15 protein-coding genes are annotated in these 12,866 nt (G+C 34.5%); all 15 read left to right on the forward strand.

The window, feature by feature from the left end; translation table 11 throughout:
- Nucleotides 1–52: 52 nt before the first annotated feature.
- Nucleotides 53–1,327: an NAD(P)/FAD-dependent oxidoreductase gene (locus E0F89_RS06845; protein ID WP_131909064.1), complete on the forward strand. Its 1,275-nt coding sequence runs from the start codon at nt 53–55 to the stop codon at nt 1,325–1,327.
- A gap of 615 nt (nt 1,328–1,942) precedes the next feature.
- Complete coding sequence (locus tag E0F89_RS06850) at nt 1,943–2,326, forward strand: hypothetical protein (protein WP_131909065.1); 384 nt, start codon at nt 1,943–1,945, stop codon at nt 2,324–2,326.
- 342 nt (nt 2,327–2,668) lie between these two features.
- Nucleotides 2,669–3,313 carry a peroxiredoxin gene (locus tag E0F89_RS06855; protein ID WP_131909066.1) on the forward strand — a complete coding sequence of 215 codons (645 nt, stop codon included), beginning with the start codon at nt 2,669–2,671 and terminating at the stop codon, nt 3,311–3,313.
- A gap of 227 nt (nt 3,314–3,540) precedes the next feature.
- Nucleotides 3,541–4,956 (forward strand): MBL fold metallo-hydrolase, encoded by a 1,416-nt coding sequence (locus tag E0F89_RS06860; protein ID WP_131909067.1) that lies wholly within the window; start codon nt 3,541–3,543, stop codon nt 4,954–4,956.
- A gap of 135 nt (nt 4,957–5,091) precedes the next feature.
- Nucleotides 5,092–5,760 carry a carbonic anhydrase gene (locus tag E0F89_RS06865; protein WP_131909068.1) on the forward strand — a complete coding sequence of 223 codons (669 nt, stop codon included), beginning with the start codon at nt 5,092–5,094 and terminating at the stop codon, nt 5,758–5,760.
- 86 nt (nt 5,761–5,846) lie between these two features.
- Nucleotides 5,847–7,247 (forward strand): MBL fold metallo-hydrolase, encoded by a 1,401-nt coding sequence (locus E0F89_RS06870; protein ID WP_131909069.1) that lies wholly within the window; start codon nt 5,847–5,849, stop codon nt 7,245–7,247.
- Between the two features lie 59 nt (nt 7,248–7,306).
- Nucleotides 7,307–7,576 carry a rhodanese-like domain-containing protein gene (locus tag E0F89_RS06875; RefSeq protein ID WP_317126085.1) on the forward strand — a complete coding sequence of 90 codons (270 nt, stop codon included), beginning with the start codon at nt 7,307–7,309 and terminating at the stop codon, nt 7,574–7,576.
- Between the two features lie 83 nt (nt 7,577–7,659).
- The gene (locus E0F89_RS06880; protein ID WP_131909071.1) at nt 7,660–7,875 is read left to right on the forward strand and encodes a hypothetical protein; all 216 of its coding nucleotides are present in this window, start codon (nt 7,660–7,662) and stop codon (nt 7,873–7,875) included.
- 5 nt (nt 7,876–7,880) lie between these two features.
- The gene (locus E0F89_RS06885) at nt 7,881–8,075 is read left to right on the forward strand and encodes a DUF6132 family protein (RefSeq protein WP_131909072.1); all 195 of its coding nucleotides are present in this window, start codon (nt 7,881–7,883) and stop codon (nt 8,073–8,075) included.
- Between the two features lie 122 nt (nt 8,076–8,197).
- Nucleotides 8,198–8,506: a DUF202 domain-containing protein gene (locus E0F89_RS06890; protein ID WP_131909073.1), complete on the forward strand. Its 309-nt coding sequence runs from the start codon at nt 8,198–8,200 to the stop codon at nt 8,504–8,506.
- A 67-nt stretch (nt 8,507–8,573) separates the two neighbouring features.
- Nucleotides 8,574–9,803, forward strand: a complete 1,230-nt coding sequence (locus tag E0F89_RS06895) for an MFS transporter (protein ID WP_131909074.1) — start codon at nt 8,574–8,576, stop codon at nt 9,801–9,803.
- A gap of 46 nt (nt 9,804–9,849) precedes the next feature.
- A complete protein-coding gene (locus E0F89_RS06900) occupies nt 9,850–10,419 on the forward strand; it encodes a TlpA family protein disulfide reductase (RefSeq protein WP_131909075.1) in 570 nt (189 codons plus the stop codon).
- A 286-nt stretch (nt 10,420–10,705) separates the two neighbouring features.
- The gene (locus E0F89_RS06905; protein WP_394345964.1) at nt 10,706–11,275 is read left to right on the forward strand and encodes a YeeE/YedE family protein; all 570 of its coding nucleotides are present in this window, start codon (nt 10,706–10,708) and stop codon (nt 11,273–11,275) included.
- Nucleotides 11,276–11,287: 12 nt separating this feature from the next.
- Nucleotides 11,288–11,785: a DUF6691 family protein gene (locus E0F89_RS06910; protein ID WP_131909076.1), complete on the forward strand. Its 498-nt coding sequence runs from the start codon at nt 11,288–11,290 to the stop codon at nt 11,783–11,785.
- A gap of 6 nt (nt 11,786–11,791) precedes the next feature.
- Nucleotides 11,792–12,865, forward strand: coding sequence for a c-type cytochrome (locus E0F89_RS06915; RefSeq protein ID WP_131909077.1), 1,074 nt, complete (start codon nt 11,792–11,794; stop codon nt 12,863–12,865).
- The last annotated feature ends 1 nt before the right edge of the window (nt 12,866 follow it).

The following is a 12,866-nucleotide window of genomic DNA, read 5'->3' on the forward strand; positions in this document are numbered from 1 at the left end:
AATAGAATACGCCGTATTATTGGTTGTTTTTATTATCCTAAAAATCTAAAAAATGCCAAACCATTATCAAATACTTGTCATAGGTGGGGGAAATGCAGGACTTTCTGTAGCCTCGCAATTACTTCGTAAAAAAAGTAATTTAACGATTGGAATCATTGATCCTTCGGAAAAACATTATTATCAACCCGCATGGACACTTGTTGGCGCCGGTATTTTTGATGTCAATAAAACCATTCGAAATGAAAAAGATGTTATCCCAAAAAATACTACTTGGATCAAAGAAACGGTGTCCGAGTTTATGCCAGCTGAAAACAAAGTAAAATGCCTTACAGGTGATGAATTTACTTATGATTACTTAGTGGTCTGCCCGGGAATTCAATTGGATTGGAGTAAAATAAAAGGACTTACAGAAACATTAGGGAAAAATAACATCAGTAGTAACTACTCTTTTCAGTATGCGCCTTATACATGGGAAATGATTGAAAATTTCAAGGGTGGCACAGCTGTTTTCACAAACCCGTCAACGCCTATTAAATGCGGCGGAGCACCACACAAAATCATGTATTTAGCATGCGATTATTGGCGCAAAAAAGGGATTTTAGACAAGTGTGATGTTCATTATATTTCCGGAGCAAGCGTAATATTTGGTGTCAAAGAATATGCGGAAACATTAAAAGAATTAATTTCCAGATATAATATTCATGTTCATTATGGTGCTAATGTTACAGCAGTAGATGGTGAAAACAAAACGGTAGAATTTGAAACCAAAGAAATTGATGAAAATCTAAATCAAAAACTGTCATCTGAAAATGCAGGCAGTTTCGAAATTACAAAAGATAGCGCGCAGGAAGAACTTAAAAAAGTAACTTTGAAGTTTGATCTATGCCACGTAGTTCCTCCGCAATCAGCACCCGATTTTATAAAAAACAGCCCTTTGAGAGATCCGCAGAATGTACAAGGATATGTTGAAGTAGACAAAAACACACTGCAGCACAGCCGTTTTTCTAATGTATTTGCATTAGGTGATTGTATCAATGCGCCTTGTAGTAAAACAGGTGCGGCAATACGAAAACAAGCCCCGGTTGTGGTTGAAAACCTTTTGGCAGTTATGGATAAAAAGACCGTTACAGCCCAATATGAAGGATACAGCGCCTGCCCTATTCCTACACAATACGGAAAACTGATGCTGGCTGAATTTGATTATACAAATACACCAAAAATGACTTTTCCGATAAATCAGGCAAAACCAAATTGGGCCATGTGGATTCTTAAAACGAAGATTCTGCCATGGCTGTATTGGAATAAAATCCTAAAAGGAACTGCCTAACCATTAATACCTAGATTTTTAATTTGTTATCCCTTTCATGTCAAACTGAAAGGGATTTTTTTATTTTAACAAATGCGGCATCATAACACCTAGCGGAGATGATAAATGATTGAAATTTATAGAATGAATAGGGACTCACAATTACCCAAAACAGTAGTACTGAACTTGCCATGACTTCCAACCATGATTTTGCAAAAGCCAGCAAAAGAATTATTGATATAACTGATAGTATTACTTTAAAAAAAATATTGTTTGTACCAAAACAGATAAAACAACACGCATTTACCAAGATAAAACCATCTATTTTCATATAAAAAATTATAAAAGTACTAAAAATCGATCCTGTTTCGAAATTCATATTTGATTATTTATTTTATAATCAATTGAAAATAAACATATTATATTTTTTATTATTTATAGAATATTCCTAAATTAGTAGTTTAAAAACAGGATTAACTTAATCTATTCAATTGGTTTTAAGACAATTATTTCTTAATCCAAATTCCCATATATCATGAATTTTTGTTTTGTTAAAAATTCTATTTTTTGAGTAACTGCTAGCAAACATTTAAAATAATTAATAACTGCAATTAAATTAACTTAACAATAAGTAAAATGGAAACTAAAAAAACAATAGATCAGTTGCACGAAGAACATAAAACGTGGTTAAACAAACTTCTGTTTTACAAAGATGAACTTGTAATAATGGCGAAACGAATAAATGAAGTGGCCGAAAAAAATACTTCAACGGAGCTCCATTCCTTATGTGATCATTTTCGTAATCAGCTAATCATTCAAAAAGAACAGATTGATATCTTAAATCATGATATCAAAAGTCACGAATCATATCTTGAAGCAACAATGCGAAAAAATATTGGAGATATTGAACACGAGAATTTTACAGATCATAAAAAACACCGGGAAAGTATCGTCATTTTTGAAAAATTATTCAAAGAGTTAAGAGAAGAACTGATTCATTTTCTGTCCAAATGGATGTAATGCGTTAAACTATCTTTCTAAACACCTTTTTTCTGATATGAAATAACACATTTAAAATGGATTTCGCATTTTAAGTAGCGCTATCAAGCTGCACTTGAAAAAAACATCGATATTTAATGTACTCACAGGAACAACGGTAGTAGATTTATTAGTTTCAAAATATGGTATAGGGAAGAATAATGCCTGTTTGAAAAATCGATATTAAGAAGGAATATAAAATCCATTAAAAATGTAATTATTTCTTGATTTATAAACATAAATTTTTCTTCTCTGAAAAGTAATAAATATCATGTAGCAGTTTCTGAAACACAATTAAATTTGAACGACTAAATTTATAATATCATGGAAAACAAAGTGTATTCAATGCCAAGAATTGGTGATATGGCACCGGATTTTGAAGCGGTGACAACCACAGGAAAATTACAATTTTCAGAGTATAATAGAGGAAGCTGGGTAGTGTTTTTTTCGCATCCTGCCGATTTTACACCTGTCTGCACAACAGAATTGAGTGGTTTCGCAATAGAAAAAAACTTTTTCGCAGAACACAACACCAAACTGATGGGTTTGAGCATCGATAGTATACATTCACACATTGCATGGGTAAATGCAGTTCAAGAAAAAACAGGTGTTTTATTTGAATTTCCTATAGTGGCAGATATTAGCATGGAGGTGGCAAAATTGTATGGGATGTTACAACCCGGAGAAAGTGAAACCGCCGCCGTACGAGCTGTTTTCATAATTGATCCGGAAGGAAAAGTTCGTTTAATCATGTATTATCCCCTTAATGTTGGTAGGAATATGGCAGAGATCAAACGCGTTTTGCTGGCTTTACAAACTTCCGATGAGCATAAAGTAGCAATACCTCTTGATTGGCAACCGGGTGATAAAGTAATTATTCCGGCTCCAAAAACAGTGGAAGCTTTAACAGAAAGAAAGAATAGTGATTTAGAAATGGTGGATTGGTATTTAGCTAAAAAATCACTGTAAAAGATTATTATGTTTTCGATTTAGACCATCCTTGTGATGGTCTTTTTGTATATCAAAAACAAAAGAACTGATATTTAATTTGTCTGTGTGACTTTTGTCACATACTATATTTACTGATAAAAAAGTTGTTTTACCATGATAATTGTCACATTAGATTACACATGTGACCTATAAATTTGTCTCGAAATAATTTACATAAACGTACTATTAATTTAAAACACATTATTATGAAAATCGAACAAATTTATACCGGATGTATTGCTCACGCAGCCTATTATTTAGAAAGTAACGGAGAAGCTGCCATTTTTGATCCATTGCGCGAAGTACAACCTTATATCGACAGGGCATCTAAAGACAATGCTAAAATTAAGTATGTTTTTCTTACCCATTTCCATGCTGATTTCGTTTCGGGACATTTAGACTTAGCCAATAAAACAAATGCCAAAATTGTCTACGGTCCAACAGCAAAACCGGCTTATGAAATTATTACTGCCGAAGACGGACAAATTTTTGAAATTGGAAACTACAAAGTGAAGGTGATTCATACACCAGGACACACCATGGAAAGTACTACTTTTCTGTTGATAGACGAAAACGGAAAAGAACACGGAATTATAACTGGTGACACCTTGTTTATTGGGGATGTAGGACGACCAGATTTAGCGCAACACGTTGTGGCTGATTTGACCGAAGACAAATTGGCCAGACATCTTTACCAATCTTTACGCAACAAAATCATGCCTTTGTCTGATGATTTAATCGTATATCCCAATCACGGAGCAGGTTCAGCTTGCGGGAAAATGATGAGTAAAGAAACTACCGATACATTGGGAAATCAAAAGAAAACGAATTACGCATTAAATCCAAAGATGACCGAAGATGAATTTGTGACTGCGGTATTAACAGGACTAACAGCTCCTCCGGGATATTTTCCTGCCAACGTTTTGATGAACATCAATGGGTATGAAAGTTTAGATACAGTGCTTAAAAAAGCCAACACACCTTTAAATCCGGAAGAATTTGAATTGATTGCCAATGAAACTCGTGCCTTAATTTTGGATACGCGCCTAGCATCCGAATTTGCAGAAGGATTTATCCCAAACAGCATAAACATTGGTTTAGATGGAAATTTTGCTATGTGGGTTGGAGAAATGATCCCCGATATACAACAAGAAATACTATTAGTCACCGAGCCCGGAAAAGAAGAAGAAAGTATGGTTCGTCTTTCTCGAATAGGCTATGACAGTACGATTGGATACTTAAAAGATGGTTTTGAATCTTGGGAAAAAGCGGGTAAAGAAGTCGATACACTCACCCGAATTACTCCAACAGAACTGGAAGAAAAACTAAAAAATGAGGCAATTCCCGTTTTTGATGTCAGAAAGAAAAGCGAATATTTATCGGAACATTTGGTAGGAGCAATAAATATTCCGTTAAACGAAATCAACAGTCACTTGGCTGAATTTCCAAAAGAAAAACCATTCATTGTGCATTGCGCCGGCGGTTATCGCAGTATGCTCGCAGCATCAATTCTAAAAATGCGTGGGTGGAATAATTTTGTGGATGTTATTGGCGGTTTTACAGAAATAAAAGAAACCAGTCTTCCAAAAACAGATTATGTATGTCCGACAACATTGTTATAATACAAGCTTTTGTTCTAAATAGAGAGAGAGAATCTGAAAAGGTTCTCTCTCTTTTTTTTGATTCAAAGTGATAAGAGTCACTATCCAAGATCAGCGCTGTAGGTACCTTTGACTAAAATTAATAAATAAAGTACAATGAAAAAAATAATTTTAGTTTCCTTCTTAATGCTTTTCTTCGCAACCGGATGTGATAAAACTGAAACAAAAAAATTGGAAGAAAATAAAAACCAGACTCCGTTAGAAAAATTAGTTTCCGGCAATCAGCGCTTTTTAGAAGAAAAAACACTTCATCCCCATCAAAATAAAAAGTCAGTTTTGGATAATCAAAATGCACAACATCCTTTCGCAGTTGTGGTCACTTGTTCAGACAGCAGAGTTTCGCCTGAAATTCTATTTGACCAAGGCATTGGCGATTTATTTGTAATCAGAAATGCTGGAAACCTAATTTCTGATATTGATATGGGAAGCATTGAATATGCAGTTGAGCATCTGGATGTTAAATTAATTGTTATTTTGGGACACACAGAATGTGGCGCAATTAAAGCGTACATTAGTGATAAAAATAATGATTACAAAAAGCACCTGAATCACATTGATGACATTGTAGAAACTATCGCAGAAGAAAAAGAGGAACAGGAAGCCGAAAAGCAAACTCCAAAACAAGACAATTTATTAGGTTGCATAAATGCTAATATTGAACACTCAAACAGGCTTATTCAAGAAAATTCAATTGTAAAAGAGCATAAAACTAAAATTATTTCCATGCGCTATGACGTGCATACAGGCAAAATAATTCAGTTATAAACTGCTATGTAACATTAGTCACCAAATTTAAAGAATTCGTGCATTAATTTTGTCAAATAAATTAGAAACTTAAAAAAATAAACGATATGTATTTTCAACACATTTACGACAAGAGTCTTGCTCAGGCAAGTTATTTTATTGGCTGTCAAAAAGCAGGAGTAGCCGCAGTTATCGATCCTAAAAGGGATGTTGATACCTACCTTGAAATTGCCAAACAAAACAATATGAAAATTACTCATATTTTAGAAACACACATTCATGCTGATTTCCTTGCTGGATCTAGAGAATTAGCCGCATTGACGGGAGCAGAAATGTACCTTTCAGCTGAAGGCGGACCCGATTGGAAATATGAATTCCCTCATGTTGACATAAAAGATGGTGATGTTCTAAAAGTAGGGAACTTAAAAATAGAAGTGGTTCACACACCGGGACATACTCCGGAAAGCATCAGTTTTTTATTAACGGATACTCCCGCAAGCGACGAACCGGTAATGCTGTTCACCGGTGACTTCGTATTTGTTGGTGATGTAGGAAGACCTGATTTGTTAGAAAAAGCAGCAGGAATGAAAGGAACTCAAGATGCAGGTGCCAAACAAATGTATCAATCCATTAATAAATTCGATGCATTACCTGAATACATTCAAGTTTGGCCAGGCCACGGAGCAGGTTCTGCTTGTGGAAAAGCGTTAGGAGCTGTTCCAAGCACGACTGTAGGTTATGAAAAAATAAGAAACTGGGCTTTTCAGCATAAAAATGATGAAGCTGGATTTGTAAAATATTTATTGGAAGACCAACCGGAACCACCAAAGTATTTTGCAATGATGAAAAAACTAAATAAAGTTGATCGTCCGTTGCTTACTGCTGTTCCTAAATTGAAACAATTGGATTACAACGAATTAACAGCAGCTTTAGAAAAAGGAATCAAATTAATTGATGCGCGCGATAAAACTGAATTTTCTAAAGGATTTATTCCAGGAAGTATTAACATTCAGGGGAACAATTCTTTTGCCACTTGGGCAGGATGGTTTCTTACGTATGAAGAACCTTTTATATTACTTGCCGATGAATCTCAATTGGATGATCTGACCCGAAAACTAATGAGAATAGGGTTAGACAACATTCACGGGTACATTCCTTCTACTAAAATATGGGAAGAAAATGGCGGTTCTTTAGAAAAAGTGAATCAGATCAATATAGAAGAATTTAAAACTTTACAGCAAGAAAAAGATGTTCAGGTAGTTGATCTTCGTGGTGTTGCAGAATATAATGCAGGTCACATCAAAGGAGCTGACAATGTATTTGTAGGTACTTTAGTGAATAACCTTGACAAAATAAGTAAAGATAAAAAAGTATTAATCCATTGCCAAGGCGGTGACAGAGCGGCAATTGCCTACTCCTTATTAGCACGAAATGGTTATAAAAATGTACTGAACTATTCTCCTGGAATGAATGAGTGGATGAGTCAAAATAATGCTATTGAATACTAAAAAACGCAATTATGTTTGGAATTTTTAAAAATATGTTTTCAAAAAAAGATAACACACAAATGGAAAAAATAATAAAAGAAGGCGCGTTCCTTGTAGATGTTCGCACACCGGCAGAATTTGCTGAAGGTAACGTAAAAGGATCAACCAATATTCCGCTGGATCAAGTGGCGAGCCACTTGGAAAAATTCAAAGGAAAAAAGCACATTATTGTTTTCTGCCGAAGTGGGAATCGCAGCGGTCAAGCCAAAATGATTTTGGAACAAAATGGTTTCAAAAACGTTACCAATGGCGGCACTTGGCAAGACGTAAAAGAAGCGATACGTAAATAAACTTCAGAAAATTTATAATCTGTGCAGTTTAAAACAAAACCGTTTTTTTGTTTTAAACTGCACAATTATTTAAATATCAAGATATGATAAATAATATTTACACCAATTGGAATTACATCAGAGTTATCCGTATGGTTTTAGGGCTTATTGTGATGATTCAAGCTGTTTATACTAAAAATTATTTGTTCCTGCTTCCCGGAATTTTATTTACCGGAATGGCACTATTAAATACTAGTTTTTGCGGTTCAAATGGTTGCGCTATTCCGAAATCAGGAAATAAAATCAGCAAGGAAAATTAATATTAATGAAAAAAGCAATCATCATAACAGTTGTTGGTGTGATTCTCGGAGCAATTGCCGGCTATTTGTATTATCTGAACATCGGTTGCGATTCCGGTACTTGTGCCATAACATCCAAACCTCTAAATAGCACTTTATATGGTGGGTTAATGGGAGGCTTGATTTTTAATATGTTTGCAAAATCACCTAAAAAAAATTAAAATTTTAAATTGATTTAAAATAGGTAAATTTGAAAGTCATTGGAAAAAATTGTATTAAATTTTTCTTTTATATCCATCAAAGACAGTTATAATTACCTTTAAAATCAATAAGAAAAAATAATATGGAAGACATAAAACCGGCAAACAAAGACTTAATTTTAAGAGAAAAATTAGCATTGCAACGAACTACTTTGGCTAATCAATCTACTTTTCTTTCCTTTTTGAGAACGTCAATGTATTTTTTGATCGCAGGTTTGAGTTTGAGAAATCTCTTGATGATTGAAAATAGTTTACTGATTGAGATAGCACTTTTTGTTACTTCATTTATCATTTTTGTTTTTGGAACTTTAAACTATTTTAAGCACAAAAAATCCATTGCAGAAAATAAAAAACACATCGGCGACTACCAATTAGAATATTACAAATTATAATCGTGACTCTTTTTTGGTCCCAATCTTTTTTCCAAACGGAAATTTTAAATCGATATAAATACCTCAATTGAAAACAAATACAACTAAACTTGGATTAAAAGAAAATTGGAAACAGTTTACTATTTTGGTTATTGTCAATGCTTTTGTTGGCGGAATGATAGGAATGGAACGAACGATTATTCCAAAGTTTGCCGAAATAGAATTTGGCATTGCTTCTAAAACGGCTATTCTATCGTTCATCATTGCTTTTGGAATTACAAAAGCCATTACCAATTATTTTACAGGTAAACTGGCAAACCGTTTCGGGAGAAAAAATCTGCTTTTGTTCGGATGGATTCTGGCCATACCTATTCCTTTTATTTTGATTTATGCGGAATCGTGGAACTGGGTCATTTTTGCCAATATCCTGCTGGGAATCAGTCAAGGACTTACTTGGAGCAGTACGGTGGTGATGAAAATTGATTTGGTTGGCGAAAAAGATCGCGGACTTGCTATGGGACTCAATGAGTTTGCCGGTTATTTTGCCGTTGGATTAGTTGCTTTTCTATCAGGCTATATCGCCCAAAAATATGGTATTACGCCCTACCCTTTTTACTTGGGAATCGGGATTTCGATAATTGGTTTCTTATTGACTTTGTTTTTTGTGAAAGACACCCGAGTATTTGTACATCAAGAAAACACGACCAATACAACCGAAAAATTAGAAAATATATTTCTCGAAACCACTTTCAAAAACAAAACATTAAGCGCCGTAACGCAAGCAGGATTAGTCAATAACCTAAATGATGGCATGATTTGGGGTCTGTTGCCGATAGTGTTGCTTTCTTTGAACTATGACTCTCAGAACATTGGAATTATCACCTCTATTTACCCTACTGTTTGGGGTTTTGGACAATTGATAACCGGAAAAATGTCTGATGTTTATTCGAAAAAAAAGATGCTGTTTTGGGGAATGTTACTGCAGGGAATAGCGATACTTTTTATTCCTTTTGCTGAAGCATTCTATCAGTTGGCCGCCATTTCAGCATTTTTGGGTTTGGGAACGGCGTTAGTCTATCCTACTTTTTTATCGGCTATTGCGCAAGCGACAAATCCACATCAAAGAGCCGAAAGTATTGGTACATTCCGACTTTGGCGGGATTTAGGATATGCGATAGGTGCGATTATTTCAGGAATTACAGCCGATTTATTCGGTGTAAATTATGCCATAATATTGATCGGAGTTATCACCATTGCATCGTCCCTAATTATTGAAATCCGAATGCCGAAAGACACTTTGTTAAACAATAATCTTTAAAATAGAATCAGAAAAAGATATCATCTTAGAAAGTAAAAATTAAAATATGAACTCAGAAAAACCAAAAAAATCCACTATTCAAAATATTATTTTTATCGTGTTGATTGCTCTGCTTCTGTTTAGTCCTGTGGGCACTTTTGTAAAAGTACAACTCAATAGATTAATTTCATTTTCGCCTAAAACTATTGCAGTAACAGACCAGAAAATGCTTTCCACTTATCAATGGCAATTAAAAGATGCCACCGGAAAGACTGTGTCATTGGAAGCATACAAAGGAAAAATAGTATTCATTAATTTTTGGGCCACCTGGTGCCCGCCCTGCATTGCCGAAATGCCAAGCATTCAAAAATTATATGCTGATTATCAGGACAAAATCGTCTTTTTGTTTGTTACAACGGATTCATTCGAAAAAGCAAATGCATTTATGATTAAAGAAAATCTGACGCTTCCTGTCTATCAATCAGTAACCAGTCCTCCATTGGAAATGGAATCTTCAACAATTCCGGCTACGTATATTATTGATCAACAGGGAAATATAATTGTAGCCAAAATTGGAACAGCAAATTGGAATAGTGATTCTTTCCGAGAAAAGCTAAACGAATTATTAAGAAAATAATCAGAATTAGTAAGCAAAAAATTATCTAAAAGGATTAGTATTAATTATTTAAATAAATAATCAAAAACTGAATAGTTTTTCTATTTCAATTAAAATATTAAAAAAGTATCTGAGAAATCGGATACTTTTTTTATTTTAAAATCGTACCTTTTATTACTATTTACAAAATTAAAAATCTAAAAAACAAGATATTTATCATGTTTTATAAATATTTTTTCCTTGTGTGACAAAAGTAACATAACTACTCATCTATTAATATAACCTTTGCTGTAATAAAAAAATAATTATGGGAATTTTAGAATTAATCAGAGAACCTTGGCCGTGGTATATTGCGGGCCCTTTAGTTGGACTTACTGTTCCGGCTTTATTAATCATTGGAAATAAATCATTTGGCATTAGTGCCTCGTTACGTCACACTTGTGCCATGTGCTTACCGGCAAACATAAAGTTTTTCAAATACGATTGGAAAAAAGAAATCTGGAATATGTTTTTCGTTTTCGGTATTTTATTGGGTGGTGTGATCGCGTACAGCTTTTTGTCAAATCCAAATCCAATCATTATTGATGGAAATCTAAAAACTGAATTGGCTGGGTACGGCATAACCGAAATTTATGGAATGCTACCGGAACAATTGTTCTCTTGGGAAAGTTTATTTACACTCAAAGGCTTTTTTATGATGGTTATTGGTGGCTTTTTTATCGGTTTTGGTTCTCGTTATGCGGGAGGTTGCACCAGTGGTCACGCTATTTCCGGTTTGTCCAATTTACAAATGCCATCGCTTATAGCGACCTGTTGTTTCTTCATTGGCGGATTGATTATGGCAAATGTTATTTTACCATTTATTCTATCACTTTAAAAATTACAAATTATGAACATTAAAGATCAAAATACAGATTTCGAAACACGTTCTTTAGATACTTCTTGTATCAATGAAAGCCAATTGGAACACAAATGGTACCACAACTTAAAATACTTAGTTATTGGTGTTTTGTTTGGTATTGTTTTCATCAAAGCCGAAATTATCAGTTGGTATCGCATTCAGGAAATGTTCCGTTTCCAATCTTTTCACATGTATGGTGTAATAGGAAGCGCCGTCGTGGTTGGTATAATATCCGTTTTTCTGATTAAAAAATTCAATATTAAAACCATTTATGGAGAACAAATTGAATTCCATGACAAAACTTTCAACAAAGGACAAATCTATGGAGGACTTATCTTTGGATTGGGTTGGGCAGTTACAGGAGCTTGTCCTGGTCCATTATTTGCACAAATTGGAACTGGTGCTACAGTGATGATTGTTACCTTGTTTTTTGCAATTGTGGGAACGTGGGTTTATGGTTATTTTAGAGATAAACTGCCTCATTAATACATTATGAATCCGGAAAAACAAAATATTGTCCAATTTAAATCACTCGTAAAAAGGCTGATTTATCTGTTTACAACCATTATCGTCTTGGTAACGGTTTTGTTCGTCGTTTTGTTTTTTAATACACCAATCACCTCATGGTTTCAAAATAATGATGCGCAACTCGATTCCCTTTATGTCGATGCTGAGAAAAAAGTGATTTTGCAAAATGAAATGGCAAAATTCTGGAAACCTGCTGACATCACTCTGATTAAAGATTCAACTTTAAAGCAAGAAGTTGAATACGGAAAAGATCTAATTGCGCATACGGCTAAATATTTGGGTCCAAATGGCAGTGTGAAACAAATCTCAAACGGAATGAATTGCAACAACTGCCATCTGGATGCCGGTACAAAACCTTGGGGAAACAATTATGGTTCCGTATTTTCGATGTATCCAAAAATGAGAGCCAGAAGCGGGCAAGTAGAAGACCTTTATAAAAGAGTCAATGACTGTATAGAAAGAAGCTTGAACGGTCAACCGCTTCAAGAAGATGATAGAGAAATGAAAGCCATGATCGCTTACATTGAATATATTGGCAGTAATGTCCCTAAAGGAAAAGAAGCGTATGCCTCTGGGATCTATGATTTAGAATATCTAGATCGCGCTGCTGATCCTGTAAAAGGGAAAGCACTATATGATGCCAAATGTGCGAGTTGCCATCAGGTGAATGGTGAAGGAATTTTGGCTGCAGATAAAAAAGAATATACGTATCCGCCACTTTGGGGTAAAAACTCCTATAATACTGGTGCGGGATTATTTAGAATCAGTCGTTTTGCAGGCTATATAAAATACAATATGCCACTGGGCGCCACGTATGAAAACCCTCTACTATCCGATGAAGAATCTTGGGATATCGCGGCATATGTAGAAAACTTGGAAAGACCTTCAAAAGATTTAAGTCTAGACTGGCCGGATATTTCTAAAAAACCGGTGGATCATCCTTTCGGTCCATTTTCTGATAAATTTACTGAAGTACAACATAAATTCGGGCCCTTCAAACCAATAAAAGACGAAAAAAAGAAAAACGAAAAAAAGTAAT

This window comes from Flavobacterium caseinilyticum (assembly GCF_004349085.1).
GTDB classification, from domain to species: domain Bacteria; phylum Bacteroidota; class Bacteroidia; order Flavobacteriales; family Flavobacteriaceae; genus Flavobacterium; species Flavobacterium caseinilyticum.

What these genes read in the sequence shown, in the direction of transcription:
- E0F89_RS06845 (WP_131909064.1), top strand. Translation starts at nt 53, where the DNA reads ATGCCAAACCATTATCAAATACTTGTCATAGGTGGGGGAAATGCAGGA.
- E0F89_RS06850 (WP_131909065.1), top strand. Translation starts at nt 1,943, where the DNA reads ATGGAAACTAAAAAAACAATAGATCAGTTGCACGAAGAACATAAAACG.
- E0F89_RS06855 (WP_131909066.1), top strand. Translation starts at nt 2,669, where the DNA reads ATGGAAAACAAAGTGTATTCAATGCCAAGAATTGGTGATATGGCACCG.
- E0F89_RS06860 (WP_131909067.1), top strand. Translation starts at nt 3,541, where the DNA reads ATGAAAATCGAACAAATTTATACCGGATGTATTGCTCACGCAGCCTAT.
- E0F89_RS06865 (WP_131909068.1), top strand. Translation starts at nt 5,092, where the DNA reads ATGAAAAAAATAATTTTAGTTTCCTTCTTAATGCTTTTCTTCGCAACC.
- E0F89_RS06870 (WP_131909069.1), top strand. Translation starts at nt 5,847, where the DNA reads ATGTATTTTCAACACATTTACGACAAGAGTCTTGCTCAGGCAAGTTAT.
- E0F89_RS06875 (WP_317126085.1), top strand. Translation starts at nt 7,307, where the DNA reads ATGGAAAAAATAATAAAAGAAGGCGCGTTCCTTGTAGATGTTCGCACA.
- E0F89_RS06880 (WP_131909071.1), top strand. Translation starts at nt 7,660, where the DNA reads ATGATAAATAATATTTACACCAATTGGAATTACATCAGAGTTATCCGT.
- E0F89_RS06885 (WP_131909072.1), top strand. Translation starts at nt 7,881, where the DNA reads ATGAAAAAAGCAATCATCATAACAGTTGTTGGTGTGATTCTCGGAGCA.
- E0F89_RS06890 (WP_131909073.1), top strand. Translation starts at nt 8,198, where the DNA reads ATGGAAGACATAAAACCGGCAAACAAAGACTTAATTTTAAGAGAAAAA.
- E0F89_RS06900 (WP_131909075.1), top strand. Translation starts at nt 9,850, where the DNA reads ATGAACTCAGAAAAACCAAAAAAATCCACTATTCAAAATATTATTTTT.
- E0F89_RS06905 (WP_394345964.1), top strand. Translation starts at nt 10,706, where the DNA reads ATGGGAATTTTAGAATTAATCAGAGAACCTTGGCCGTGGTATATTGCG.
- E0F89_RS06910 (WP_131909076.1), top strand. Translation starts at nt 11,288, where the DNA reads ATGAACATTAAAGATCAAAATACAGATTTCGAAACACGTTCTTTAGAT.
- E0F89_RS06915 (WP_131909077.1), top strand. Translation starts at nt 11,792, where the DNA reads ATGAATCCGGAAAAACAAAATATTGTCCAATTTAAATCACTCGTAAAA.